Source organism: Streptomyces daghestanicus (genome assembly GCF_020521275.1).
Lineage (GTDB): Bacteria > Actinomycetota > Actinomycetes > Streptomycetales > Streptomycetaceae > Streptomyces > Streptomyces griseoviridis.
Genome location: NZ_BNDX01000008.1, coordinates 658,727 through 685,011, shown reverse-complemented (window position 1 = coordinate 685,011; position 26,285 = coordinate 658,727). Strand labels below are relative to the sequence as shown.

Sequence of the window (26,285 nt, the reverse complement as noted above, 5' to 3'; positions counted from 1 at the left end):
CCCGGGATGGCTGGTGGGCGCAGACAGGCCCCGCCGCGCGAGGACGTCCTCGCCACCGCCATGGCGATGATCGCCGAACGCGGTCTGGAGCGGCTCACCATGGCGGCGCTCGGCCGCGAGGTCGGCATGAGCAGCGGCCACCTCCTCTACTACTTCCGCACCAAGGACGAGCTGCTGCTGCGCACCCTGGAGTGGAGCGAGAGCCGCCTCGGCGCCGAGCGCGCCCGGCTGCTCGCCGCGCCCGCGCCCGCGCGCGACCGCCTCGACTCCTACGTCTCCCTCTACGTCCCCGGCGGCCACCGCGACCCGCACTGGACGCTGTGGATGGAGGTCTGGAACCGTTCGCGCGACGCCGCCGACGACGCCCGCGACCGGCAGGCCGCCATCGAGGGCGCCTGGCACCGCGACCTGGCCGCCCTGCTCGCGGAGGGCGTCTCCCGCGGCGAGTTCCGGCCCGTCGACCCCGACCGCTTCGCCACCCGGCTGCGCGCCCTGCTCGACGGCTTCTCCGTCAACGTCGCCGTCGGACTGCGCGGCAGCGACCGGGCCACCGCGCTCGGCCACGTACGGGAGTTCCTGGCCGAGACCCTGCTCGCATCCTGAGACGGACGGTGAGCGCGGGGACGCGTTGTGCCAGACTGCCCCCGTGCTCTCGTTCGCCACGATTATTGGCAGCAGGCGCGCCGGTCCGCAGTGACCGCCACGTACGACCACGTACGGGCGGACACCGTCGTCCTCGACCCGCGCGCAGACCTCTCGCACCCGCGAGGGGTTTTTCTGTTTCCTGGCCCACCCCCAGCCGGGAGAGGAGCGCGAGGGATCATAGACGGACGGTGGAGCCGGTCATTCCGGTTGACCGCATCCCCTACAGGAGCCTTGAAGATCATGACCGCATCCAGCGAGCTCGACGATTCGTTCCACGTCTTCGACACCACCCTGCGCGACGGCGCGCAGCGCGAGGGCATCAGCCTGACCGTCGCGGACAAGCTCGCCATCGCGCGCCACCTCGACGACTACGGCGTGGGCTTCATCGAGGGCGGCTGGCCCGGCGCGAACCCGCGGGACACCGAGTTCTTCGTCCGGGCCCGCACGGAGATCGACTTCCGGCACGCCCGGCTCGTCGCCTTCGGCTCCACGCGTCGGGCGGGCGCGAAGGCGGCCGAGGACCCGCAGGTCAAGGCGCTGCTGGACTCGGGTGCCGAGGTGATCTGCCTGGTCGCCAAGTCGCACGACCGGCACGTCGAACTCGCCCTGCGCACCACCCTCGACGAGAACCTGGAGATGATCCGGGACACCGTCTCCCACCTGCGCGAGCAGGGCCGCCGGGTCTTCCTGGACTGCGAGCACTTCTTCGACGGCTACCGCGCCAACCCCGAGTACGCCAAGGCGGTCGTCCGTACGGCCGCCGAGGCCGGCGCCGACGTCGTCATCCTCTGCGACACCAACGGCGGCATGCTGCCCGCGCAGATCGGCGCCGTGGTCGCCACCGTGCTCGCCGACACCGGCGCCCGGCTCGGCATCCACGCCCAGGACGACACCGGCTGCGCGGTCGCCAACACCCTCGCCGCCGTCGACGCGGGCGCCACGCACGTGCAGTGCACCGCCAACGGGTACGGCGAGCGCGTCGGCAACGCCAACCTCTTCCCCGTGGTCGCCGCGCTGGAGCTGAAGTACGGCAAGAAGGTGCTCCCCGAGGGCCGGCTCCGCGAGACCACCCGGATCTCCCACGCCATCGCCGAGGTCGTCAACCTCACCCCCTCCACCCACCAGCCCTACGTCGGTGTCTCCGCGTTCGCGCACAAGGCCGGGCTGCACGCCTCCGCCATCAAGGTCGACCCGGACCTGTACCAGCACACCGACCCCGCGCTGGTCGGCAACACCATGCGGATGCTGGTCTCCGACATGGCCGGCCGGGCCTCCATCGAGCTGAAGGGCAAGGAACTCGGCGTCGACCTCGGCGGCGACCGGGAACTGGTCGGCCGGGTCGTGGAGCGGGTCAAGGAGCGTGAGCTGAAGGGCTACACGTACGAGGCCGCCGACGCCTCCTTCGAGCTGCTGCTGCGGGCCGAGGTAGCGGGGTCCCGGCTGACGTACTTCTCCGTCGAGTCCTGGCGGGCGATCGTCGAGGACCGGCCCGACGGGACCCACGCCAACGAGGCCACGGTGAAGCTGTGGGCCAAGGGCGAGCGGATCGTCGCCACGGCGGAGGGCAACGGCCCCGTCAACGCGCTGGACCGGGCGCTGCGGGTCGCCCTGGAGCGGATCTACCCGCAGCTGGCCAAGCTGGAGCTGGTCGACTACAAGGTCCGCATCCTGGAGGGCGTGCACGGCACGCAGTCCACGACCCGGGTGCTGATCAACACCTCGGACGGCTCGGGCGAGTGGTCGACGGTCGGGGTCGCGGAGAACGTCATCGCGGCGTCGTGGCAGGCGCTGGAGGACGCGTACACGTACGGGCTGCTGCGGGCGGGGGTCGAGCCCGCCGAGTGACTACCGACGGGCGGCCGTTTCTGTTCGACTTCCGTTCGGTTTGGGCTGGTTTTTGAGGTACGTTCGATGTATGAGGACCGCACTGGCGCGCACACTCGTCCGCCTTCTGATCGTGCCGGTCGTCGCCGTACTGGCGGCGCTGACGGTGGGTGCGTCGGGGGCGCACGCGGCCACGGATGTGTCCGAGATCGCCCAGGCCCTGCGGGAGAGCCCTGTCTACGTGGACCCGGCCGCCTCCGACCAGCTCTCCGAGGCGGACGCGGAGGCGCTCGCCGACAAGATCGAGGACGCGGACAAGCCGGTCTTCGTCGCGGTCCTGCCGGCGGACCAGCCGACGACGAATCTGTTCCAGAACCTGCGCACCGAGACCGGGGTGACCGGGCTGTACGGCATCCGGCTCGGTGACCGGTTCGACGCGCGTGCCGACAGCAGTGTCATGAGTCAGCAGGGCGTGGCGAACCTGGTGTCCGCGGTCCAGGGCGCGGGGGACGCGAAGGCGCAGCTCAACGACTTCGTGGACGACGCGCTGCGGAACACGGGCGGGGCCGCGCCGAACGGCTGGAGCGACGGCGGGGGCGGGGGCGGCGTGCCGGTGGGCGGGCTGATCGCCACGGGCGCGGTCGTGGCCGTGGGTGGTGCGGGTGTCTACGCGCTGTCGCGGCGCAACCGGCGGCGGCACGAACAGGAGCAGCGGGCCGCGCTGGAGAAGCTGCGGGTGGTGGTGGACGAGGACATCACCGCGTTCGGTGAGGAACTGGACCGGCTGGACTTCAGCCCCGGCGAGCCGGGCGCGGACGACGCGATGCGGGCCGACTACGAGCGGGCGCTGGACGCCTACGACCGGTCGAAGAGGCTGATGGCGGACGCGCGGCGGCCGGAGGACGTACGGGCGGTGACGCAGGCGGTGGAGGACGGGCGGTTCTCCCTGGCGCTGCTCGCCGCGCGACGGGAGGGCAGGCCGTTGCCGGAGCGCCGGCCGCCGTGCTTCTTCGATCCCCGGCACGGTCCTTCGGTGGCCGACGTGGCCTGGACCCCGGCGGGCGGGGCCACGCGGGAGGTGCCGGTGTGCGCGGCGGACCGGGCGCGGCTGGCGGACGGGCTCGATCCCGTGGTGCGGGAGGTCGACACCGAGTACGGGCGGCGGCCGTACTGGGAGGCGGGTCCGGCGTACGGGCCGTGGGCCGGCGGGTACTTCGGCGGCGGCATCCTGCCCGGCCTGCTGGTCGGGACGATGCTCGGGGGCATGATGGCGGGGCCGGCGTACGGGGCGGACTACGGGTCCGGGTACGGGGACTTCGGCGGCGGCTTCGAGGGCGGTGACGTCTCCGGCGCGGACTTCAACTCCGACGACTTCGGCGGCGGGTTCGGCGGCGGGGACTTCGGCGGGGGCGGCGGGAACATGGGTGGGGGCGGGGACTTCGGCGGAGGCTTCTGAGCCGCCGGTCAGATGAGAGAGAGGAAGCCGGCCCAGGCGGATGTGGAGACGCTGAGTATCGGTCCAGCGGGGTTCTTGGAGTCTCGGACGTGGATGACGGTGGGGGCGGCAGCTACTTCCACGCAGTTGCCACCCTCGTCGCTGCTGTATGTCGACTTGCGCCAGGTGTAGGCGAGTTCCACGCAGTCACCGCCCTCGCTCCCGCTGTAGCTGGACTTGAACCATGTCAGGTCGGCTGCGGTGTTCATGTGACTCCTAGCAGTCCCTTCAGAAGGCGCACGCTCTCGTCCGGGGAGAGAGCCTGTGACCGCAGCATTCCATACTTGTGGTGATAATCGCTGGCCTCCTCCGGGTCATTGATGAGGAAGCTCGCACGCTGCACTTCCAGGTAGACGAGGCGCTCGTGGTCGGGCGTCTCCAACAAGACCATGGGGCCGTCGAGACCGGCATGTGGTGTGCGCTCCATGGGCATCACCTGAAAGCTCATGTGCACCGGCTCGGTGTACTCCAAAATCTGGCGGATCTGCTCCCGCATCACCTCCGGCCCGCCGACTTCCCTGCGCAGGATGCTCTCCTCCAGGATGAAGTGCCCCACGGGCGGCCTGTCCCGCTTCCAGATCAGCTGCCGCTCCATGCGCGCGCTCACCCACTGCTCGGCCGTCTCGCTGCCGAGGGCCGGATACCTGTAGTCGAAGACGGCACGGCAGTAATCCCGCGTCTGCAGCAGCCCCGGAACCACAAGACTCTGGTACGAGAGGATGCTGGTCGCCTCCTGCTCGTGATCGACCAGACCCTGCGCGAACTGGACGATCTTCTCCCGCACCGGCATCTTCTCGACCAGGACCTTCAGGACGCCACCCGTCTCCAGCAGGTCGTCGAACTGCTCGGCCCGGTCCGGCTGGAGGGCCAGACGGCCCTGCTCGATGGAGCGGACCGTGTCCACGTGCAGGCTCGCCAGCTCCGCGAACTGCTCCTGCGTGAGGCCCCGTTGCTTGCGGTAGTGGGCGACCACCGCGCCGACCGCGTGCCACGATCCGACCTTCTTGGGCTTCCTCGCCACCTGCATGGCTGGTCCTTTCCCCCGCGCGTACCCGAAGTCGTCGTACCGAGGTCGTAGTCATCAGAACTACGACCTCACTCACTGCCCCACTCTAGTGACCCACAGTGACACTGGGCTCGTGAACCCGGAATCCCAAGCTCCCCTTGCCCGCTGGGCGTTCTACCGGCGCGACCGCAGGTCGGTCCGGCACGCCCGCGCGTACGCCTCCGCAGCCCTTGATGAGTGGGGCCTGTCCGCCCGGCGGGACGACGTCCTGCTCTGTGTCAGCGAACTGGCCACCAACGCCCTGCTCCACGGCGTCCCCCCGGGCCGGGGCTTCGCGCTGGGGCTGCTGCTCCACCCGGACGGGGTCCTCCGCGTCGAGGTGCATGACAGCGGTGAGGGTGAGGTGCGCCCCCCTGACCCGGCGCCGGAGGGCGAGGGCGGACGGGGGCTGCTGCTCGTCAGCGTGCTCGCGGACAAGTGGGGGGCCGGTCCACGGAACCCCGGGAAGATCGTGTGGGCGGAGTTCGGGACGGGCGGTCCGCGCGGTGGACGATGACGACGGCGGCCAGACCGGCCGCCAGGCCGACCGCGGTGGTGGCGCCGAAGTGCTCGCCGAACATCAGGGCGCCCCAGACGGCCGTCACCGGGGCCATGAGGAACATCAGGGTGTTGACCCGGGTGACCCCGAAGCGGCGCAGGATCAGCCAGTACAGGCCGTACCCGCCGAAGGTCGGCAGCACCACCAGCCAGGCGGTCGCCAGCCAGAAGGACGGGGCGGCGGGCGGGGCCGCGGTGCCGGTGCCGAGGGCCAGGGCGGAGAAGAGGACGGCGCTGGTCAGGCAGTGGACGGTCAGGGCGGCGCGGGGGGCGGGCGGCGTGGGTGAGCGGCGCTCCAGGAAGGTGGCGGTGACCAGGGACAGCATGCCGAGGAAGGGGACGAGGTAGGCCCAGGCGGGCACGCCCCCGCCGGCCGAGCCGGCGTCCGCCAGTGTGACCACGGCGACGCCGGCCAGGCCCAGGCAGAGGCCGAGCCACTGGCGCCGGGAGACGTACTGCCGCAGCAGCGGTCCGGCGAGCGCGCCGGCCACCAGCGGCTGGACCCCGTCGATGAGGGCGGTGGTGCCGCTGGAGACACCGAGCTGGATGGCGTAGTAGACGCTGAGCAGGTAGCCGCTCTGGGAGAGCGCGCCGACGGCCGCCTGGCGGGCGATGTCCCGGACCGTCAGCGCGCGCCACACGGTGCGCGACGCGACGGCCGCGACGACGAGCAGCACCACCGCCAGGGGCAGGAAGCGCCACATCAGGATCGTCGTCGCGGGGGCCGTGTCCGCGCCGAGCCGCGCGCCGATGAAGCCGGAACTCCAGCACAGGACGAAGGCGACCGGGAGAAGGGCGGCGGTCATGCGGATCATCCCCAGAGGAGTAGACAGATCTGTTTACTGGGTCGGGTGTCCACTATACAGATCGGTATACTTGGGGACATGGAGCTGACTGGTGGGCGGGTGCGGATGACGCCGGGGGCGCGGCGGGTGGTCGAGGCCGCCGAGCGGCTGTTCTACGCGCACGGCATCCATGCGGTGGGCGTGGACCTGATCGCGGCCGAGGCCGGGGTGACGAAGAAGACGCTCTACGACCGGTTCGGGTCGAAGGAGCAGATCGTGGTCGAGTACCTCGCCGGGCGGGACGGGCGGTGGCGGGCGTTCCTCGCCGAGCGGCTGGAGCGGCTGGAGCGGCCGGCGGCGGAGGCGCGGGTGCTCGCCGTCTTCGACGCCTCCCGGCAGTGGTCCGGGGAGTTCGGGGCGAAGGGGTGCGCCATGGTCAACGCCCATGCCGAGATCAGCGACCCCGGCCACCCCGCGTACGCGGTCATCGCCGCGCAGAAGACGTGGATGCTGGAGCTGTTCACCGGGCTCGTGCGGGAAGCCGGCGCCGAGGACGCGGACAGCACGGCGCGCGCCCTCATGCTGCTGCACGAGGGCGCGTTGGTGGCGCACGGCCTGGGGATGTTCCCCGACCCGTTCGCAGCCGCCCGCGACCAGGCGCGGGCGCTGCTCGGCGGCGTCAGGCGTTCTTGATCGCGGAGATGTCGAAGACCAGCTTGATCTTGTCGGAGACCAGCACGCCACCCGTCTCCAGGGCCGCGTTCCAGGTCAGGCCCCACTCGGAGCGCTTGATCTCGGCCTTGCCCTCGAAGCCCACGCGGTCGTTGCCGAAGGGGTCCTTGGCGGCGCCGTTGAACTCCAGGTCGATGGAGAGCGGCCGGGTGGTGCCGAGGACCGTCAGGTCGCCGGTGATCCGGTAGTCGTCGCCGCCGAGGGACTCCGCCGAGGTGGAGCGGAAGGTCATCGTCGGGAACTCGTCCGTCTTGAAGAAGTCGGCGCTCTTGAGGTGGCCGTCGCGGTCGGCGTTGCCGGTGTCGATGCTGTCCATCGTCACGTCCAGGGTGGCGGTGGATTTGGCCGGGTCCGAACCGTCCAGGTGCAGCGATCCGCTGAACTCGCGGAACTGCCCCTTCACGTTGGTGACCATGGCGTGCCGCGCGACGAAGCCGATGGTGGTGTGCGCCGGGTCGAGGGTGTAGTCGCCGGTCAGGGCGGCGAGCTGCGGGTTCGTGGGCGTGCTCATGGGAGTCTCCTCGGGGACGGGGGCGGCTCGCGCCGTCCCTTCGTTGAATCTTCAATGACCTCTAACGGTGATGACCGTAGACCTATTCCGCCCCGATTCCAAGACCGGGGGCGGGACATCGCGCCGTGATTCACTCCGGTGGAGTCGGATGTCGCCCGCCGTACCGCCGCCCGGCGCACGCCGGGGCATCCGAGGGTGCCCGTGCACCGGGCCGACGCGTCACCTTCCCCGGCCGCGGGGGAGCTGGTAGACGGCATCCCATGACCCCGCCGTCCGCCCCCTCCCGCCGCGCCCTCCTCCTCGCTGCCGCCCTCACCGCGGTGCCCGCCGCCCGCGCGCGGGCCGCGGACGGCGACCCCTACGACGCCCTGCGCCGGCGCTGGCTCGACCTCGCCCTCGGCACCGGCTACGACCCCGCCGCCGAGCCGTACGCCGGCCGCCTCGCCGAGACCGGCGCCCGCGCCCGCGCGCACCTGGCCGGCATGGCCCCCGGCCCCGCCTCGCTCTGGCCCGGCCACCCCTTCGACCCGCCCGCCGGGATCACCGCGAGCTACGGCCGGCTGTGGACCATGGCCCAGGCGTACGTCCAGCCGGGCACCGGCTCCACCGGCGACGGCACGCTCCTCGCGGGCGTCCTGCGCGGCCTCGACCACCTCGCCGCCACCGTCTACCACCCCGGCACCACCCGGTACGGCAACTGGTGGGAATGGCAGATCGGCAGCCCCCGCCTGCTCACCGACGTCACCGCCGCCCTCCACGACCACCTCGGCGCCGACCGGATCGCCGCCGCCTGCGCGGCCGTCGACCACTTCGTGCCGGACGCCATGCTGGGGGAGTACACCGGCACCTCCACCGGCGCCAACCGCGTCGACCTGTGCCGCTCGGTCGCCCTGCGCGGCATCCTCGGCCGCGCCCCGCAGAAGATCGCCCTGGCCCGCGACGCCCTCTCCCCGGTCTTCCCGTACGTCACCGAGGGCGACGGCCTCCACGCGGACGGCTCGTTCGTGCAGCACACCTGGGTCGCGTACTCGGGGACGTACGGGCAGGTCCTGCTCGACGGGCTCGGCCGGCTGCTCACCCTGCTCGCCGGGTCCGCGTGGGAGGTGCGCGACCCGAACCGGCAGATCGTCCTCGACAGCGTCGAGCACGCCTGGGCGCCGCTGATCCACGACGGACTGGTCGTCGACTGCGTCAGCGGACGGGCCATCAGCCGGGGCCTGTCCACCGGCGACGGGGCCGTCCTGCGCGGCGACCACTACCACGGGCAGCAGCTCATCGCCGCGATCGCCGTCCTCGCGGGCGCCGCGAGCCCGGCCGGGCGGGACCGCTGGCACGCGCTGATCAAGGGCTGGATCGCCCGGGACACCGTCTCCCCGGTCCTCACCGCGCCCCAGTTCACCGTCGCCGACCTGGCCCGGCTGCGCGCCGTCGCGGACACTCCCGGCGACCCCGCGCCCGAACCCCTCGGCCACCGCCTCTTCCCCGGCATGGACCGGGCGGTCCACCGCCGCCCCCGCTTCACCGCCGCGCTCTCCATGGCCAGCGACCGCATCGCCCACTACGAGTGCGGCAACGGCGAGAACCCGCGCGGCTGGCACACCGGCGCCGGCTGGCTCTCCTGGTGGCCCACCGGGCGCCACGGCGGCCAGGCCGCCCAGGCCGCCCAGTACACCGACTGGTACTGGCCCACCGTCGACTGGTACCGCCTCCCCGGCACCACGGTCTCCACCCGCCGCCTCGCCGACCGGGCGGGCGGCGAGTGGGGCGAGCCCAAGCCCGACGTCCGGTGGGTCGGCGGCACCACCGACGGGGAGTACGCGGCCGTCGGGCAGCATCTGAAGGGCCTCGGCTCCACCCTCGACGCCCGCAAGTCCTGGTTCTTCCTGGACGACACCGTGGTCTGCCTCGGCGCCGGGATCACCTGCGCCGACGGCGTCCCCGTCGAGACGGTCGTCGACAACCGCAACCTCGGCGCGGACGGCACCGCCGCCCTCACCCGGGGCCCCGGCTGGGCGCACCTGGAGGGTCACGGCGGCTGGCTCGTCCTGGACGGGGCCGCGCTGCACACCCTGCGCGAGGACCGCACCGGCGCCTGGTCCGACATCGGCACCGGCTCCCCCGAGCGCCGCACCCGCCGCTGGCAGACCCTCTGGCTGGACCACGGCACCGACCCGGCCGGCGCCACCTACGCCTACGTCCTGCTGCCCGGCGCCGGCCGCGCGGACGTCGCCCGCCGCGCCGCCGGCCGGCCCGGCCTGACGGTCCTCGCCAACGACGCCGCCTGCCAGGCCGTGAGCGTCCCCGCGCTGGGCCTGACCGCGGCCACCTTCTGGCGGGCCGGTACGGTGGGACCGCTCACCGCCGGCGCCGGGGCGAGCGTGCTGGTCCGCCGCCGGGGCCGTACGGTCACCTTCCACATCGGCGAACCGACCCGTACGGGCGAACCCCTGGACATCGTCTGGGACCACCCGGTGGGCGCCCCCGTCCGGGCCGACGAGACGGTGGAGATCCTCGCCACGGGCCGCCGTCTGCGGCTGCGCGTCACTCCGGGGACGGTATGCGCACCGCACGGATGTGAGATGACTCTCAGGTGACGCCTTTGTGCGACCCCTACAACAAGGTGCCCCCCTGAGCAGTCGAAACGGCTGCATGCCCTGCCGGTTCTGTTCAAGAGCACCAGGAAAACCCGTCCGAGACTGTGAGGAGTCGACGGCGTGCTTTCCTCGGCGCGCTTCGTAAGGTCACTACATGACCGTTTTGGATGAGGCGCCGGGTGAGTCGACGGGCGAGCCCGCGGACGCGCGCGGCCGGGTGGCGGAGCTGCACGAGATCCGTGCGCGGGCGCTGGCCGGACCGAGCGAGAAGGCCACGGCGGCGCAGCACGCCAAGGGCAAGCTGACGGCACGCGAGCGGATCGACCTGCTGCTGGACCCGGGCACCTTCCGCGAGGTCGAGCAGCTGCGCCGGCACCGGGCGACCGGCTTCGGCCTGGAGGCGAAGCGGCCCCACACGGACGGCGTGATCACCGGCTGGGGGACGGTCGAGGGCCGCACGGTCTTCGTCTACGCGCACGACTTCCGGATCTTCGGCGGCGCGCTCGGCGAGGCTCACGCCACCAAGATCCACAAGATCATGGACATGGCCATCGCGGCCGGCGCGCCCCTGGTCTCCCTGAACGACGGCGCCGGCGCCCGCATCCAGGAGGGCGTCTCCGCCCTCGCCGGGTACGGCGGCATCTTCCAGCGCAACACCAAGGCGTCCGGCGTCATCCCGCAGATCAGCGTGATGCTCGGCCCCTGCGCGGGCGGCGCGGCCTACAGCCCCGCCCTCACCGACTTCGTGTTCATGGTCCGCGACACCTCGCAGATGTTCATCACCGGCCCGGACGTGGTCAAGGCGGTGACGGGCGAGGAGATCACCCAGAACGGCCTGGGCGGCGCGGACGTGCACGCCGAGACCTCGGGCGTCTGCCACTTCGCCTACGACGACGAGGAGACCTGCCTCGCCGAGGTCCGCTACCTCCTCTCCCTCCTCCCGCAGAACAACCGGGAGAACCCGCCGCGCACCGAGTCCGCCGATCCCGTCGACCGGCGCTCCGACGTCCTGCTCGACCTGGTCCCGGCGGACGGCAACCGGCCGTACGACATGACCAAGGTCATCGAGGAGATCGTCGACGACGGCGAGTACCTGGAGGTCCACGAGCGCTGGGCACGCAACATCATCTGCGCGCTGGCCCGCCTCGACGGCCAGGTCGTCGGCATCGTCGCCAACCAGCCGCAGGTGCTGGCCGGCGTCCTGGACATCGAGGCCAGCGAAAAAGCTGCGCGTTTCGTCCAGATGTGTGACGCTTTTAACATCCCGATCGTCACCTTCCTGGACGTCCCCGGCTTCCTTCCGGGCGTCGACCAGGAGCACGGCGGGATCATCCGGCACGGAGCGAAGCTGCTGTACGCGTACTGCAACGCCACCGTGCCGCGGATCTCCCTGATCCTGCGCAAGGCGTACGGAGGTGCCTACATCGTCATGGACTCCCAGTCGATCGGCGCCGACCTGACCTACGCCTGGCCGACCAACGAGATCGCCGTCATGGGCGCGGAGGGCGCCGCGGGCGTCATCTTCCGGCGGCAGATCGCCACGGCGGAGGACCCCGAGGCGATGCGGCAGAAGATGGTCAAGGAGTACAAGTCCGAGTTGATGCATCCGTACTACGCGGCCGAGCGCGGCCTCGTGGACGACGTGATCGACCCCGCGGAGACCCGCGAGGTGCTCGTCAGCTCGCTGGCCATGCTCCAGACCAAGCACGCCGACCTGCCCTCCCGCAAGCACGGCAACCCCCCGCAGTGACCCCGAGGAGCCTGACGTATGTCCATGCCTGACATCCGTGTCGAGAAGGGCCATGCCGGGCCCGAGGAAGTCGCCGCCATCACGGCCGTCCTGATGGCCCGCGCGGCGGCCCACCCCACCGAGAGCGCGCCGTCCCGCGGCGGCAGCGTCCGAGCCCACTGGCGCCGCCTGGAACGAGAGCCGGGCTTCCGCGCCCCGCACAGCTGGCGCTGAGTACGACGAAGGGCCCCTCCGCCGAGGAGGGGCCCTTCGTCATGCCCTCAGGGGAGCGTCCCCAGGGGCGCGGGGGAACTGCGCGACCGGCCACAGCCCACCCGCACCCGGAGACCTACCGCAACCGCGCCATCAGCGCGTGCTCGACCAGGGTGATCAGCGCGGACTTGGCGTCCGCCCGGTGCCGGGCGTCGGTCGTGATGATCGGGGTGTCGGGCCCGATCTGGAGGGCCTCGCGCACCTCGTCGGGCTGGTACGGCTGCTGCCCGTCGAACCCGTTCAGCGCGATCACGAACGGCAGCCCGCTGTTCTCGAAGTAGTCGACCGCCGGGAAGCAGTCCGCCAGCCGCCGCGTGTCGACCAGCACGATCGCGCCGATGGCGCCGCGCACGAGGTCGTCCCACATGAACCAGAAGCGGTCCTGGCCGGGCGTGCCGAAGAGGTAGAGGATCAGGTCCTGGTCGAGGGTGATGCGGCCGAAGTCCATGGCGACCGTGGTGGTCGTCTTGTCCCCGGTGTGGGTGAGGTCGTCGATCCCCGCTGACGCGGATGTCATGACGGCCTCGGTGCGCAGCGGGTTGATCTCCGAGACGGCGCCGACGAACGTGGTCTTGCCCACGCCGAAGCCGCCTGCCACCACGATCTTCGCGGACGTGGTGGAGCGGGAAGGCCCTCCGCTAGAGCTTGCGAAGTCCACTGAGCACCCTTTCGAGCAGTGTCACGTCTGGCTGGCCGCCGGCGCTTTCGTCGCCGCCGGGCTGATGGATGGCGACCAGTCCCGCCTCCGCCAAGTCGGCGACGAGAATCCTGGCCACACCGAGAGGGATGGTCAGCAGGGCCGAGATCTCGGCCACCGACTTGATCTCCCGGCAGAGTTGGCAGATCCGCTGATGCTCGGGCAACTGGCCCTGCATCTGGTGCGGCTGCGCGGTGGTGTGCACCAGCGCCTCGATGGCGAGCTGGTAGCGGGGGCGGGTCCGGCCGCCGGTCATGGCGTACGGACGCACCAGGGGGTTGTTCGCCGCCCCTGCGGGCGCGGGCTCAGGGGCGCGGCGCTGCGGCTGCACGGGCTGGATGCGCGGGGCCTGCGGCTGGTCGTACGGCGAAGGGCCGGGGCCCTGCGGCGCGTACGGCTGCCGGTGGCTGGGCGTGGAGGGGAAGCCGTACGGGTTCGCACCGTCGCCGTGGCCCTGTGCGGGGCCGTACGACCAGTTGCCCGATGACGGACCGCCTGGGGGTGTTGCCACTTTCTCCTCCTCCGACTGTGCCTGGCACCCGACGCTGTGGAGCCGCGTCCCGAAACCTTACGGCCCCGGGACGCCAAAACGCACCGTCTGCCCGTTAGTTGAGAAGGCTCCCCTGAAGCTCGGCGCGCAGGTCCGGTGTCAGGACCGTACCGGCACGGTCGACCAGCAGGGCCATCTCGTACCCAATGAGACCGATGTCCGCTTCGGGGTGTGCGAGAACCGCGAGCGAGGAACCGTCGGAAATGGACATGATGAAGAGGAATCCCCGCTCCATCTCCACAACCGTCTGGTTCACGTGGCCGCCCTCGAAGATGCGCGACGCACCCGCGGTCAGCGAGGTCAGGCCGGAGGCGACGGCCGCGAGCTGGTCGGCGCGGTCGCGCGGGAAGCCTTCGGACATCGCCAGAAGGAGTCCGTCGGCGGAGACCACCACCGTGTGGGACACCCCCGGGGTGTTGTCCACGAAGTTGGTGATCAACCAGTTCAGGTTCTGTGCCGCCTGGCTCATCGGGCTCACACTAACGCTCCTGGTCGTAGGTGCTGTCAGGACCACCGGGACGGGTCCCCGGGGCCTGGCCGTTGTTCGTTTCACTGCCCGCGTTGCGGCCTCGCTCGACGCCGCGCCGCAGGTTGCTCAGCCTGCCCCGGACATCCTCCGGGGCGCGGGAGACCTGGGGGCCTCCCTGAGGGGTGGTCTCGGCGGCTCCCTCGACCAGGTTGGCCTTCGGCACCCGCCGCGGCAGGCCCGAGGAGGTCACCCCGCCCGCCTTCGGCTGCTTCAGCCGCGAAGCCTGCTGCCAGCGCTCGTCGTTGGCCGACCGCCAGCTGCCCTCGCCGCGGCCCTCGCCCTCGGGGGCGGACGCCGGCGACTCCGGGGACGCGCGGTGCGCGCCGCCCGCGGCGGAACCGCGGCGCGGGAGCCCGGCGTCGGTCAGCTCGTGGGCGGCGGACGGAGCCGGCCCCGGACGGTCGAAGCCTACGCGGTCGGCTTCGCCCACGTCGGTGGCCTGCGCGGGCTGCGCATCGGGGGTCTGAGCAGGGTACTGGGCCGGGTAGCCGTTCTGGTAGCCGTCCTGCCGCGGCCAGTCGTCCTGGACCCCGCCGCCGCGCACCGGACGCTCCGGCAGACCGGCCTCCGTGTACCCGGCCTGCGGGTAACCGGCGTCGGGGGAGGTGCCGTAGGCGTCGCCCTGCGGCAGACCGCCGTCCGGCGCGTAGTACCCCTCGCCGTACGCCGCCGGCTGCTGGGCCGGGTCGTACGCGGGCTGCTCCTGGCCGGGGTACGGCGTCTGCTGGGTCTGCTGGCTCTGCTGGTCGTAACCCTGGTCGTACCCCTGCGGGTAGCCCTGGTCGTACCCCTGCCGCGCCCCCGCGTACGGGTCCTGGTACGGCGCCGGCTGGCCGTCGGCGGGCTGCTGCCCGGTGCCGGGCTGGGCCTGGGACTCCCGTGCGGCGCGGCGCTCCTCGCGCATCAGGGAGCGGCCGACCGGGTCCAGGCCGCGGATGTCGTCGGGGACCTCCGCGTACCGGCTGTCGTCGAAGCCCAGCTCGGCGGCGGTGCGCAGCGGCTGTTGCTGCTGCCCGCCGAAGTTCTCGCCCTGGAACTGCTGCTCGGGGATGATCTGCGAGACGGTGAAGTCGTCGCGCTGCACCGGGGTCTCGCCGCCGCCGCCGTGCGTGATGGCGTCCGGGAGCATGACCAGCGAGGTGGTGCCGGCCTGCTCGCCGGAGGGGCGGAGCTGGACCCGGATGCCGTGCCGGTCGGAGAGCCGGCCGACCACGAACAGGCCCATGCGCTGGGAGATCGCGGCGTCCACGGTCGGCGGGTTGGCCAGCTTGTGGTTGATGTCGGCGAAGTCCTCGGCGGTCAGACCGATGCCCTTGTCGTGGATCTCGATCATCACGCGGCCGTCGGGCAGCCGGGTCGCGGTGACCCGGACCTTGGTCTGCGGGGAGGAGAACGTGGTGGCGTTCTCCAGCAGCTCGGCCAGCAGGTGGACGAGGTCGGTGACGGCGCGGCCGTGGATCTCGGCCTCCGGCACCCCGGACAGCTCGATGCGCTCGTACTGCTCCACCTCGGAGGAGGCGGCGCGCAGCACGTCGACCAGCGGGACCGGCTGGTCCCAGCGGCGGCCGGGCTCCTCGCCGGCGAGGACGAGGAGGTTCTCGCCGTTGCGCCGCATGCGGGTCGCCAGGTGGTCCAGGCGGAAGAGGCTCTCCAGCTGGTCCGGGTCGGCCTCGTTGTTCTCCAGGTCGGTGATGAGGGTCAGCTGGCCCTCGATCAGCGACTGGTTGCGGCGCGAGAGGTTGGTGAAGATCGCGTTGATGTTGCCCCGCAGCAGGGCCTGCTCGGAGGCGAGCCGGACCGCCTCGCGGTGCACCTGGTCGAAGGCGCGGGCGACCTCGCCGATCTCGTCGGTGGTGGTGATCGGGATGGGCGTCACACGGGTGTCGACACGGCCGGGGTCGGTACGGGAGAGCTGGTCGACCAGCATCGGCAGCCGCTGCTCGGCGACTCCGAAGGCCGCGTTGCGCAGCTGGCGCATGTTGCGGCTCATCTGCCGGGCGACCATGCCGGCCAGGATGAACGCGGCGAGCAGCGCGATCACCACGATGGCGCCGGTGATGTAGGCGTCCTGCTCGGCGTCGTCGGCGATGGCGGACGCCTCGCTCACGGCCTTGTCGGCCATGTCCGACTCGATCGCGCGGTAGGCGTCGAACTTGAGGGTGTTCACCGCCCACCAGTTGGCCGGCGTGATGCCCTGCTGGGCGAGGGCGGCGCGGGCCGAGGCGTCGGTGGAGTCGAGCTGGGCCAGCTCGGAGACCATCGTGGTCGGGTCGGTCGGCGGTGCCACGTAGTCCGGGTCCTTGGCCGCGGCCTCCTTGGCGAGCGCCGCGCCGTCCGCCGTGATCCGCGCCTCGGCGTCCTCCAGCTTCTTGGCGTCCGCCTCGGTGCCGCCGCCGATGTACTCCTCGACGGCGATCTTCTCCAGGTAGGCGTAGGAGGAGAGCGCGACGCGCTGGCTGGCCAGGTGGCTGGGCTCCGGGCCCGGCTTGGTCAGCATGTGCATACCGATGGAGCGTTCCAGCGAGAGCGACGCCTTGGTCAGGCCGATCGCGTAGACGGTACGGCCGTAGGAGGTGATGTTGCCGGTGCCCAGGCCGAGTTCGTTGGCGAACTCCATCAGCGGGTGGGCGACGGCGACGTAGCCCTCCTCGGTCTGCACGCCCTTGAGCTTGGCGGTGTACGCCGCGGCGCGCAGCGTCTGGAGGTCGGGCTCGACCTCGCGGAACTGCTCCAGCCGGCGTTCGAGCCCCGCCTTGGCCGGCATGTTCCGGGCCGCCGTGTCGAAGGTGTCGGCCGCCCGGTCGGTGGCCTTGCGCGCCTCGGTGACGGCCTCGTCGTCGTCCTTGCCCTGGAGCAGCGGGGCGGCGGAGACGTCCCGCTCGTTGTAGAGGGCGTTGGCGTAGGTGAGGGAGGACTGGACCAGCTTCGCGGTGCTCTCGGCGTCCTCGGCGTCCTGCCAGGTGTCGATCGAGCCCTTCACCTGGAAGCCGCCCATCACGAGGCCGACCAGGACGGGTATGAGCAGGATGGCGTTGAGGCGCGTGCGCACCCGCCAGTTGCGGGGCGAGAGCCGGCCGCCGCTCGGCGCCGGGGCGGGCGTGGGGTGCGGACCGGGCACGGGGGCGGGCGCCGCTGTGCGCGGCGGCGGGGTGAAGTTGCCCCGGGCCGACGACGGCTCGGGACTGTTCTTGCTTCGCCTCACTCGACCAACAACCTCTCGGCGGTCGGCACCTGACTCGTGCCGCATCGTCTCAGAACCCAGTACGTCTCCTACTCATCACGTACGTATTACTGATGAGTACGTCCATGACCATTGGGCAGTTCTGGCATTCCAGCACGACGACCAGCGCTCTTCCAAACAGTGTGACGGGACGATTACCTGTGATGTAAGCCCCAGATAAAACGGTCATAAAGAGCGAGGGGCGTCAAAAGCCGGAACGTTCGTGCGCACAGTGAGACCGGATGTGCGCGACGCGTGGCCGTGTCACCCGATTCCTCTGCCGAAACGTTATGAACGCCGGAGCCGGTCGTGTGCAAGGACACAACCGGCTCCAGCGGGCCTACGGCAACTTCCGTATGCCGTTGTCGACTTGATCGTTACCGCAACCGGGCCATCAGCGCGTGCTCGACCAGGGTGATCAGCGCGGACTTGGCGTCCGCCCGGTGCCGGGCGTCGGTCGTGATGATCGGGGTGTCGGGCCCGATCTGGAGGGCCTCGCGCACCTCGTCGGGCTGGTACGGCTGCTGCCCGTCGAACCCGTTGAGGGCCACGACGAAGGGGAGCCCGCTGTTCTCGAAGTAGTCGACGGCCGGGAAGCAGTCGGCGAGCCGGCGGGTGTCGACCAGCACCACCGCGCCGATGGCGCCGCGCACGAGGTCGTCCCACATGAACCAGAAGCGGTCCTGGCCGGGCGTGCCGAAGAGGTAGAGGATCAGGTCCTGGTCGAGGGTGATGCGGCCGAAGTCCATGGCGACCGTGGTGGTCGTCTTGTCCCCGGTGTGGGTCAGGTCGTCGATGCCCGCGCTGGCGGACGTCATGACGGCCTCGGTGCGCAGCGGGTTGATCTCGGAGACGGCGCCGACGAACGTGGTCTTGCCCACGCCGAAGCCGCCGGCCACCACGATCTTGGCGGAGGTCGTCGCCCGACCCCCGTCAGAGCTTGCGAAGTCCACTGAGCACCCTTTCGAGCAGTGTCACGTCCGGCGCGCCGCCGTTGTTCTCGTCGCCGCCCGGCTGATGGATGGCGACCAGGCCCGCCTCCGCGAGGTCGGCGACCAGGATCCTGGCGACGCCCAGCGGCATGGCCAGCAGGGCCGACACCTCGGCCACCGACTTGACCTCACGGCACAGGTGGCAGATGCGCTGGTGCTCCGGGAGCAGCCCCATCAGCGCTGCCGGGTCGGCCGTCGTGCTGATCAGCGCCTCGATGGCGAGCTGATAGCGGGGCCGGGTCCGGCCGCCGGTCATCGCGTACGGACGTACCAGCGGCTGGTCGCCCTCGTCCTCGTACGGTTCCGCGTACGGATCATGAGAGGCGGTGGGCGGGGTCATGGGTCCTCCGGGCGGGGCGGCATGTCGATAAGTCAAGCCGTCTGGGGTGGCCGGTGGGGGGATTGTGGCGGCCGGACGGTGATTTGGTGAGACGGGTGGTGCCGGGGCCGATCAGTGGAGCAGACTTCCTTGGAGTTCGGCGCGCAGGTCGGGGGTGAGTACCGCGCCCGCGCGGTCGACCAGGAGCGCCATCTCGTAGCCGACCAGGCCGATGTCGCACTCCGGGTGGGCGAGCACCGCCAGGGACGAGCCGTCCGAGACGGACATGAGGAAGAGGAACCCGCGTTCCATCTCCACGACCGTCTGCGCCACGTTGCCGCCCTCGAAGATCCGGGAGGCCCCGGCCGTGAGTGAGGTCAGCCCCGAGGCGACGGCCGCGAGCTGGTCGGCGCGGTCGCGCGGGAAGCCTTCGGACATCGCCAGAAGGAGTCCGTCGGCGGACACGACGACGGTGTGGGACACCCCGGGGGTGTTGTCCACGAAATTCGTGATCAACCAGTTGAGGTTCTGTGCCGCCTGGCTCATCGGGCTCAACTAACGCTCCTGCTGGTGAGTGGGCCTCGGGAAGTTGCCGGTCTGGCCGCTTCCCGCCTGACGGCCCTGTGCGATACCCCGACGGAGATTGGTCAGCCGGCCGCGTACCTCGTCGGGTGCGCGCGAGACCTGCGGACCGCTCTGGTGAGTCTGCTGCTGAGCCGTGCCCGGGACGAGGTTCGCCCGGGGCACCCGGCGCGGCAGGCCGGAGGTGGTGATGCCGCCCGCGGCCGGCTGCCGGACACGCTCGGCCTGCCGGACCAGCTCGTCGTTGGGCGAGCTGCGCCAGGAAGAGGCGACGGGACGCTGGGGGGCCGCGGGCTGCGGCGCCTCCGGGGACTGCCGCTGCTCCGGCGCCTCGGCGGCCTCGGCCCGCAGCCGCTCCCGCCGTTCCCCGCGGAACCAGTTGGTCTCCAGCGTGTCGAACAGCGGCGTACGGCCGTCACCCGGGCCGGTGGCCGGGGGCAGCGCCTCCGGTTCCTGGCGCGCGGCGCGCTGCGGCAGCGGGCCGCCGAAGTCGCCGCCGGGCTGCGGCCGCTCGAACTGGCCGGTCGCGGCCGGGTTCTGGCGGTCGTAGGCGCCGGGACCGGCCTGGCCCTGCTGGTCGTACTGGCCGGCGGGCGCCGGGTACTGACCGGTGCCGGAGGGGTCCCGCTGGTCGTACTGGCCCGGCCGGGACAGGTCCTGGCGGTCGTAGCCCTGGGACGCGTACGCGTCCTCGGGGGCCTGGCCCCGCTGGTCGTACTGGCCGGCGGGGACCGGGTACTGACCGGTGCCGGAGGGGTCGCGCTGGTCGTACCGGCCGGTGCCGGCCTGGCCCTGCTGGTCGTAGTGACCGGGACCCGCCTGGCCCCGCTGGTCGTACCCGGCCGGCTCCTGGGGGCGGCCCGGCAGACCGTGCTGCCCGGTGGAGCCGTCGTCGTAACCCTGCGCCGGGGCGTACCGGCCCTGGTCGGCCGGAGCGGCCGGCGTGCCGAAGACGTCGGACCGGACGAAGCCGCCGTTGTCCTGGGCCCCGTTCTGGCCGCCGGGGCGGCCGAAGCGGTCCCCGGGGGCGTCGAAGTCGGGGCGGGCGAACTCGGAGGTGGTGGCGGGGTTCTCGCGCTCGTCGAACCGGCCGATCACCGGCATCTCGGCGGTCGCCGCCGGGCCCTGCCGGTCGTCGACGCGGGGGACCGGCGCGGTCCGGGCGACGTCCGGCTCCTCGTGGCCGCGCGGGGCGTCCAGCGAGGCGCGGTCCACGGCCGGCCGGGCGTTCTCGTCGCTCCAGCTCGGCACGCGGGGCTGCGGGGTGCCGCCGGGCAGCTCGGCCCGGGGTCCGCCGCGTGGCGGCAGCTGCGGACGACGGCCCTGTCCGGCGTCGCCGCCGGAGCCGCCCTTGCGGTGCCCGCGCTGCGGGGCCGCCGGCCCCTGCTGGCGGTTCTGCCCGTCCTCGGGGGAGGGGCGGCCGCCGCCGAAGACGTCCTGGCCCTGCGGCGCGTCGAGGCCCGCGGCCTGGAGGCCCTGCGGGGCGCCCGGCACCTGGCCGGCACCCGCGCCCGCCGGGGCCGGACGGCCCTGCGGGGACTGGGGCTGCGGGGACTGCTGGGGCTGGGGGGACTGCGGTCCGCGCGCGCCGACCGGAGCGCCGGAGCCGCCCGGCCCGCCGGGGCGTCCGCCGTCCCGGCCGGGGAGCGCGGCCCGCGGGCCCGCTCCGGTGGCGAGCCGTCCGGCACCGGGGGCACCCGCGCCGGGCACGCCGCCGCCGGGACCGCCCTGACCACCGCCCGTCCGCCGGGCCGCCGCGGCACCGGCCGCGGCCTGCGCGGCGGCGGGACCGCCCACGCCGGGCTGACCGGGCTTGCCCTGCGGCTTGCGGCCGCCCTGGGCGACATCGACGGGCAGCATGACCAGCGCGGTCGTACCACCGGAGTCGGACGGGCGGAGCTGGATGCGGATGCCGTGCCGCTGCGACAGCCGGCCGACCACGAACAGGCCCATGCGACGGGAGACGGAGACGTCCACGGTCGGCGGCGAGGCCAGCCGCTCGTTGATCGCCGCGAGGTCCTCGGGGGAGAGGCCGATGCCGGTGTCGTGGATCTCGATCAGGACCCGGCCGTCGGGCAGCGCGTGACCGGTGACCTTGACCTTGGTCTGCGGGGAGGAGAACGAGGTCGCGTTCTCCAGCAGCTCGGCGAGCAGGTGCACGAGGTCGTTGACGACCCGGCCGGCCACCTCGGTGGTCGGCACCGAGGCCAGCTCGATCCGCTCGTACTGCTCCACCTCGGAGGCGGCGGCGCGGAGCACGTCGACCAGCGGGACCGGCCGGGTCCAGCGCCGGCCGGGCTCCTCACCGGCGAGGACGAGGAGGTTCTCACCGTTGCGGCGCATACGCGTCGCCAGGTGGTCCAGCTTGAACAGCGAGGAGAGCTGGTCCGGGTCGGCCTCGCGGGACTCCAGTTCGGAGATGAGCGAGAGCTGACGCTGGATGAGGCCCTGGGAGCGGCGCGAGAGGTTGGTGAACATCGCGTTGACGTTGCCCCGCAGCAGGGCCTGCTCGGCGGCGAGGCGGACCGCCTCGCGGTGCACGTCGTCGAAGGCCGCGGCCACCTTGCCGATCTCGTCCCGGGAGTGCACACCGACCGACTCCACGGAGGTGTCCACGTCCTGGGGGTCCGACTCGGAGAGCTGCTTGACCAGCTCGGGCAGGCGGTCGGAGGCGACTTTGGTGGCGGTCTCCTCCAGGCGGCGCAGCGAGCGGATCATGGAGCGGGCCACGACGAACGCGCCGACCAGCGAGACGCCGAGCACGATCAGGATCAGCGCGCCGGAGAGGATCGCCTCCCGCTCCGACTCGCTGCGCAGCTCGCGCGCCTTCTGCTCCATGTCCTCGAGCAGCGTGTGCTCGATCTTGGTCATCTGCTCGATCTTGGTCGAGCTGTCGTCCAGCCAGTCCTGGTAGGACTGCTTCTCCATCTCCTTGATGGCGTCCTGCTGGGCCAGGACCCGGCCGGCGTACTTGTCCGCCGACTCGATGGTCGGGTTGCCCTCCTGGATGGGCTGGAGCAGCTCGTCCGCGTCGTCCCCGTAGATGCTGGTGAAGCTCAGCAGCTCGGACGCCTGGCTGTCGGACGCCGCCTGGGCGTACAGCCGGTCGTTCTCGGAGAGGTCACCGGGCGTGGTGTTGCTCGCGGGCAGCGCCGCCGCGATCACGGCGCGCTGGACCGAGGCGTACTCCTTGGCGGAGGAGAACGCGGCCAGCGCGCGGGTGCGCTGGATCATGTCGGGGTTGCTGGTCGCCTCGGCCATGTCCTGGGAGAGGTCCAGGAGGCTGGTGATCAGCCGGTGGTAGGCGTCGACGGTCTGCGTCGAGTTGTCCTGCGACTCGTAGGCCGAGTTGCGGATCTTGCTCAGGTTGTTGAGCTGGCTGGCGAGACCGACGACGGTGTCGCGGACGCCCAGCAGGTTGCCGTCCTTGCTCGCCGCGTCGATGTCCTCGGAGCCGTCGAGGAAGGTGGCCAGGGCCCGGTCGGTCTTCTCCCGGTCGCCCTTCACCGCGGTCGCGCTGGAGGTCGAGTGGTGCGCCAGCGGACCGGCGGACTTGTCGCGCTCCTCCTGGAGGGCGGCGGCCAGCTCGGTGGCGCGGGCGGTCATCTCGGTCAGCAGCTTCATGTTGTCGAGCTGCTGGATGTCGTCCATGGACTGGGTGATGCGCAGGGCGCCCAGTGAGGTGGCCGCGACCACCGGGAGCGCCAGCAGCGACACCAGTCGGGTGGAGATCCGCCAGTTGCGCAGCGCCATGCGCGACCCCGGCCCGCTCGGCCCCTTGGGCGGTTTCGCCGCGGGCGCCTGGCTCTCCGCGGCGGGCGCCGCCGACGGTCCGCCGCGGCCGGTGCGCTCGCCGCCGGCACCGGACGCGGCCGGGCCCGGGGCAGCCTTTTGGGCGTGCTGGGCGTGCTGGGGAGAGGAGCTGCCTGTCATGGGGCCAGTCCCACCCTGCGGCTCCGGCTCCGCCGAAGCGCTGCCATCCCTCTTGAAACGTCCCTGCACTAGCGTCGCAACCTCTGGACCAGGCGCCCCACCGCGTGAACGGCGGGGCACGGTGTCGGCGTCTTGGGAGCGCCCTGAATACGCCCCCTGATGGTCGTGAGTAACCGGCGCCGGCTCCCCCTCTCGCCGCCACGCGGCGCTTCGCTGCGCCCCCTGTGCCGGCTCGATCCCGCGGCGGTCCGTGGAATTCCAGCACAGTGCAGGATCTCCAACAAGGGCCATGGGACAGCCCGTGACCGGCGTGACAGCTTGTGAGGGCCGGATCACCGGACGTAGAGAGTGCTCGGTGGCAAAACGGACGTATGGCCACGAGTCATCGGTCCGTGACGGGTGTCCCAGTCGCCATGATCAGGAGCGGAATGGGCGCTTCAAGGGGACAATGTCCGTTTCATGGTCACCGGGTGCCGGCCTGCTTTGACCGCTTTGCCCCTTGCTCAGTGAGCAAACTCACACGGAGATCATGAGTCCTCCACGGCTCCGCCGGGAATGGCGTGCATAGCCTGAGGCTTTACAGAGAAGGCAAATCCGACAACCCGCGCCCCCGTGAGGCCCGTTCGACGGCCCGCCCGGCGCCCGCACCCGACGAGGCTCGTACGACCGTGAAGACGACGATGATGTTCCACAAGATCGCCAACCCGCGCCGCACCACGCTGGTCCACCTGAAGGACGCCGGCGAACTGCAGGCGGCGGAGCGCCCGGAGCACCCCGTCGAGCTGCCGGCCCAGACGGCCAACCCCAAGCGCACGATCCTCATGGAGATCCCCGCCTCGGCCAAGGCGCCCGCCGAGTAGCACGCGCCGCCGCGGCGCGGAAGCGCCGCGCGAGGCGCGGCCCCCTTGCCGCGTTAGCCTGGAGCGTCAGACTCCAGCCGTATCAGTCAAGGGGCCAAGCAACCCGTGCGCATCGCCAGGTTCTCCATCGACGGGAACGTCGCCTTCGGCGCGGTCGAGGGCGACCAGCCGGACCAGCTCGTCCTCGACATCATCAAGGGCATCCCCTTCGCGGACTTCGAGCTGTCCGGCACGAAGGTCCCGCTGAGCAAGGTCCGGCTGCTGCCGCCGGTGCTCCCCAACAAGGTCGTCGCCTTCGGCCGCAACTACGCCGAGCACGCCCGGGAACTGGGCAACGAGGTGCCGGACGCGCCGTTCGCCTTCTTCAAGCCGTCCACCTCGGTCATCGGCTCCGGCGACCAGATCCAGTACCCCTCCTTCTCGCAGGAGCTGCACCACGAGGCCGAACTGGCCGTGGTCATCGGCCGCATGTGCCGCGAGGTCCCGCGCGACCGGGTCGCGGACGTCATCCTCGGCTTCACCTGCGCCAACGACATCACCGCCCGCGACGTCCAGCGCCGCGAGAAGCAGTGGGCCCGCGCCAAGGGCTTCGACACCTCCTGCCCGCTGGGCCCCTGGGTGGAGACGGACATCGACCTCGCCCGCGCCGCCGACCTGACCATCCAGCTCACCGTCAACGGACAGCAGCGTCAGCTCGGCCGCACCAGCGAGATGATCCACTCCATCGAGGACCTGGTCGTCAACGTCACCGAGGCGATGACCCTGCTCCCCGGCGACGTGATCCTCACCGGCACCCCGGCCGGGGTCGGCCCCCTGAACGTCGGCGACGAGGTCGCCGTCACCATCGAAGGCATCGGCACTCTCACCAACAAGGTTGTCAAGCGTGGCTAGCGCACCCGGCTCCCCCGTACGCGTCCGTTTCTGTCCCTCGCCCACCGGTAACCCCCACGTGGGCCTGGTCCGCACCGCCCTGTTCAACTGGGCCTTCGCGCGCCACCACCAGGGCAGCGGTGCTCGTTTCGTGTTCCGCATCGAGGACACCGACGCCGCCCGCGACAGCGAGGAGTCCTACCACCAGCTCCTGGACTCCATGCGCTGGCTCGGCTTCGACTGGGACGAGGGCCCCGAGGTCGGCGGCCCGCACGCCCCGTACCGCCAGTCGCAGCGCATGGACCTCTACAAGGAGATCGCCCAGAAGCTCCTGGACGCCGGCCACGCCTACCGCTGCTACTGCTCCCAGGAGGAGCTGGACACCCGCCGCGAGGCCGCCCGCGCCGCCGGCCGGCCCTCCGGCTACGACGGCCACTGCCGCGACCTCACCGCCGCGCAGATCGAGGAGTACGAGGCCCAGGGCCGCACGCCCATCGTCCGCTTCCGGATGCCGGACGAGACGATCACCTTCACCGACCTGGTCCGCGGCGAGCTGACCTTCACCCCGGAGAACGTCCCGGACTACGGCATCGTCCGCGCCAACGGCGCCCCGCTGTACACGCTGGTCAACCCGGTCGACGACGCCCTGATGGAGATCACCCACGTCCTGCGCGGCGAGGACCTGCTCTCCTCCACCCCGCGCCAGATCGCCCTCTACAAGGCGCTGATCGAGCTGGGCGTCGCCAAGGAGATCCCCGCCTTCGGCCACCTGCCGTACGTGATGGGCGAAGGCAACAAGAAGCTCTCCAAGCGCGACCCGCAGTCCTCCCTGAACCTCTACCGGGAGCGCGGCTTCCTCCCCGAGGGTCTGCTCAACTACCTCTCCCTGCTCGGCTGGTCCCTCTCGGCCGACCAGGACATCTTCACCATCGACGAGATGGTCGCCGCCTTCGACGTCAAGGACGTCAACCCCAACCCGGCGCGCTTCGACCTCAAGAAGTGCGAGGCGATCAACGGCGACCACATCCGCATGCTGGAGGTGAAGGACTTCGCCGAGCGCTGCCGTCCCTGGCTGAAGGCCCCCGTCGCCCCCTGGGCCCCGGAGGACTTCGACGAGACCAAGTGGCAGGCGATCGCCCCGCACGCGCAGACCCGCCTGAAGGTGCTCTCCGAGATCACCGACAACGTCGACTTCCTGTTCCTCCCTGAGCCGGTCTTCGACGAGGCGAGCTGGACCAAGGCGATGAAGGAGGGCTCCGACGCCCTGCTGCGCACCGCCCGCGAGAAGCTGGACGCGGCGGACTGGAGCTCCCCGGAGTCCCTCAAGGAAGCCGTCCTGGCCGCCGGCGAGGCCCACGGTCTCAAGCTCGGCAAGGCCCAGGCGCCGGTCCGCGTCGCCGTCACCGGCCGCACGGTCGGCCTGCCGCTCTTCGAGTCCCTGGAGGTCCTGGGCAAGGAGAAGGCGCTGACCAGGATCGACGCGGCGCTCGCGCGACTGGCCGGGTAGCCCGCCCGGCAAGGGGCAGCCCACCGTGACGTTCC

Annotated in this window: 23 protein-coding genes; 11 read left to right on the top strand and 12 right to left on the bottom strand. The window is 71.8% G+C overall.

The genetic code is table 11. The features are described 5' to 3' along the window. Positions 1–6 precede the first annotated feature (6 nt). From Sdagh_RS12475 to Sdagh_RS12465, 3 genes are all read left to right on the top strand, one after another. Positions 7–603, top strand: coding sequence for a TetR/AcrR family transcriptional regulator (locus Sdagh_RS12475; RefSeq protein ID WP_189419779.1), 597 nt, complete (start codon positions 7–9; stop codon positions 601–603). 282 nt (positions 604–885) lie between these two features. Beyond that, the gene (cimA, locus tag Sdagh_RS12470; protein WP_190077433.1) at positions 886–2,490 is read left to right on the top strand and encodes a citramalate synthase; all 1,605 of its coding nucleotides are present in this window, start codon (positions 886–888) and stop codon (positions 2,488–2,490) included. Positions 2,491–2,560: 70 nt separating this feature from the next. Next, on the top strand, positions 2,561–3,925 hold the full coding sequence (locus Sdagh_RS12465; protein WP_190077432.1) for a hypothetical protein: 1,365 nt from the start codon (positions 2,561–2,563) through the stop codon (positions 3,923–3,925). Between the two features lie 8 nt (positions 3,926–3,933). On the opposite strand, the gene Sdagh_RS12460 is transcribed toward Sdagh_RS12465, so the two are convergent. Together Sdagh_RS12460 and Sdagh_RS12455 are read right to left on the bottom strand one after the other, a co-directional pair. After that, positions 3,934–4,173 (bottom strand): DUF397 domain-containing protein, encoded by a 240-nt coding sequence (locus tag Sdagh_RS12460; RefSeq protein WP_190077431.1) that lies wholly within the window; start codon positions 4,171–4,173, stop codon positions 3,934–3,936. Continuing rightward, positions 4,170–4,991, bottom strand: coding sequence for a helix-turn-helix domain-containing protein (locus tag Sdagh_RS12455; protein ID WP_190077430.1), 822 nt, complete (start codon positions 4,989–4,991; stop codon positions 4,170–4,172). Before Sdagh_RS12455 ends, Sdagh_RS12460 begins: the two co-directional genes overlap by 4 nt. A gap of 112 nt (positions 4,992–5,103) precedes the next feature. On the opposite strand from Sdagh_RS12455, the gene Sdagh_RS12450 reads away from it, so the two are divergent. After that, positions 5,104–5,526 carry an ATP-binding protein gene (locus tag Sdagh_RS12450; RefSeq protein ID WP_226535075.1) on the top strand — a complete coding sequence of 141 codons (423 nt, stop codon included), beginning with the start codon at positions 5,104–5,106 and terminating at the stop codon, positions 5,524–5,526. On the opposite strand, the gene Sdagh_RS12445 is transcribed toward Sdagh_RS12450, so the two are convergent. Continuing rightward, complete coding sequence (locus Sdagh_RS12445; RefSeq protein WP_372478443.1) at positions 5,429–6,373, bottom strand: DMT family transporter; 945 nt, start codon at positions 6,371–6,373, stop codon at positions 5,429–5,431. The two genes, Sdagh_RS12450 and Sdagh_RS12445, sit on opposite strands and share 98 nt — an antisense overlap. A 78-nt stretch (positions 6,374–6,451) precedes the next feature. Between Sdagh_RS12445 and Sdagh_RS12440 the strand changes: the two genes are divergently transcribed. Further along, positions 6,452–7,045, top strand: coding sequence for a TetR/AcrR family transcriptional regulator (locus tag Sdagh_RS12440; protein ID WP_226535074.1), 594 nt, complete (start codon positions 6,452–6,454; stop codon positions 7,043–7,045). On the opposite strand, the gene Sdagh_RS12435 is transcribed toward Sdagh_RS12440, so the two are convergent. Beyond that, complete coding sequence (locus Sdagh_RS12435) at positions 7,032–7,595, bottom strand: YceI family protein (RefSeq protein ID WP_189419766.1); 564 nt, start codon at positions 7,593–7,595, stop codon at positions 7,032–7,034. The two genes, Sdagh_RS12440 and Sdagh_RS12435, sit on opposite strands and share 14 nt — an antisense overlap. Positions 7,596–7,855: 260 nt before the next feature. Here Sdagh_RS12435 and Sdagh_RS12430 point away from each other — a divergent pair, with 260 nt between their 5' ends. From Sdagh_RS12430 to Sdagh_RS12420, 3 genes are all read left to right on the top strand, one after another. Next, positions 7,856–10,189 carry a polysaccharide lyase 8 family protein gene (locus Sdagh_RS12430; protein ID WP_190077428.1) on the top strand — a complete coding sequence of 778 codons (2,334 nt, stop codon included), beginning with the start codon at positions 7,856–7,858 and terminating at the stop codon, positions 10,187–10,189. 154 nt (positions 10,190–10,343) lie between these two features. Next, entirely contained in the window at positions 10,344–11,939 is a 1,596-nt protein-coding gene (locus tag Sdagh_RS12425; protein WP_189419762.1) for an acyl-CoA carboxylase subunit beta, read from the top strand. An 18-nt stretch (positions 11,940–11,957) separates the two neighbouring features. Then, complete coding sequence (locus Sdagh_RS12420) at positions 11,958–12,152, top strand: acyl-CoA carboxylase subunit epsilon (RefSeq protein ID WP_190011657.1); 195 nt, start codon at positions 11,958–11,960, stop codon at positions 12,150–12,152. 115 nt (positions 12,153–12,267) lie between these two features. Here the strand turns inward: Sdagh_RS12420 and Sdagh_RS12415 are convergent, their stop codons facing one another. The 8 genes from Sdagh_RS12415 to Sdagh_RS12380 form a co-directional block, all read right to left on the bottom strand. Further along, the gene (locus tag Sdagh_RS12415; protein ID WP_030216560.1) at positions 12,268–12,849 is read right to left on the bottom strand and encodes a GTP-binding protein; all 582 of its coding nucleotides are present in this window, start codon (positions 12,847–12,849) and stop codon (positions 12,268–12,270) included. Then, entirely contained in the window at positions 12,830–13,399 is a 570-nt protein-coding gene (locus Sdagh_RS12410; RefSeq protein ID WP_189419758.1) for a DUF742 domain-containing protein, read from the bottom strand. The genes Sdagh_RS12415 and Sdagh_RS12410 overlap by 20 nt, the downstream gene beginning before the upstream one ends. Before the next feature lie 94 nt (positions 13,400–13,493). Further along, positions 13,494–13,907 carry a roadblock/LC7 domain-containing protein gene (locus Sdagh_RS12405; protein WP_189419756.1) on the bottom strand — a complete coding sequence of 138 codons (414 nt, stop codon included), beginning with the start codon at positions 13,905–13,907 and terminating at the stop codon, positions 13,494–13,496. Positions 13,908–13,917: 10 nt separating this feature from the next. Continuing rightward, positions 13,918–17,169 (bottom strand): sensor histidine kinase, encoded by a 3,252-nt coding sequence (locus Sdagh_RS12400; protein WP_190077427.1) that lies wholly within the window; start codon positions 17,167–17,169, stop codon positions 13,918–13,920. A gap of 395 nt (positions 17,170–17,564) precedes the next feature. Continuing rightward, the gene (locus tag Sdagh_RS12395; protein ID WP_189419752.1) at positions 17,565–18,140 is read right to left on the bottom strand and encodes a GTP-binding protein; all 576 of its coding nucleotides are present in this window, start codon (positions 18,138–18,140) and stop codon (positions 17,565–17,567) included. Next, positions 18,121–18,519 carry a DUF742 domain-containing protein gene (locus Sdagh_RS12390; RefSeq protein ID WP_003973454.1) on the bottom strand — a complete coding sequence of 133 codons (399 nt, stop codon included), beginning with the start codon at positions 18,517–18,519 and terminating at the stop codon, positions 18,121–18,123. Before Sdagh_RS12390 ends, Sdagh_RS12395 begins: the two co-directional genes overlap by 20 nt. Before the next feature lie 111 nt (positions 18,520–18,630). Continuing rightward, positions 18,631–19,044, bottom strand: coding sequence for a roadblock/LC7 domain-containing protein (locus tag Sdagh_RS12385; RefSeq protein ID WP_003973453.1), 414 nt, complete (start codon positions 19,042–19,044; stop codon positions 18,631–18,633). Positions 19,045–19,053: 9 nt separating this feature from the next. Then, complete coding sequence (locus Sdagh_RS12380) at positions 19,054–23,082, bottom strand: sensor histidine kinase (protein WP_190077426.1); 4,029 nt, start codon at positions 23,080–23,082, stop codon at positions 19,054–19,056. A gap of 599 nt (positions 23,083–23,681) precedes the next feature. Between Sdagh_RS12380 and Sdagh_RS12375 the strand changes: the two genes are divergently transcribed. The 3 genes from Sdagh_RS12375 to gltX all read left to right on the top strand — a co-directional run bounded on the left by Sdagh_RS12375 (position 23,682) and on the right by gltX (position 26,250). Then, complete coding sequence (locus tag Sdagh_RS12375; RefSeq protein WP_189419748.1) at positions 23,682–23,873, top strand: hypothetical protein; 192 nt, start codon at positions 23,682–23,684, stop codon at positions 23,871–23,873. A 105-nt stretch (positions 23,874–23,978) separates the two neighbouring features. Continuing rightward, complete coding sequence (locus tag Sdagh_RS12370) at positions 23,979–24,764, top strand: fumarylacetoacetate hydrolase family protein (protein WP_189419746.1); 786 nt, start codon at positions 23,979–23,981, stop codon at positions 24,762–24,764. Further along, entirely contained in the window at positions 24,757–26,250 is a 1,494-nt protein-coding gene (gene gltX, locus Sdagh_RS12365) for a glutamate--tRNA ligase (protein ID WP_189419744.1), read from the top strand. The genes Sdagh_RS12370 and gltX overlap by 8 nt, the downstream gene beginning before the upstream one ends. The last annotated feature ends 35 nt before the right edge of the window (positions 26,251–26,285 follow it).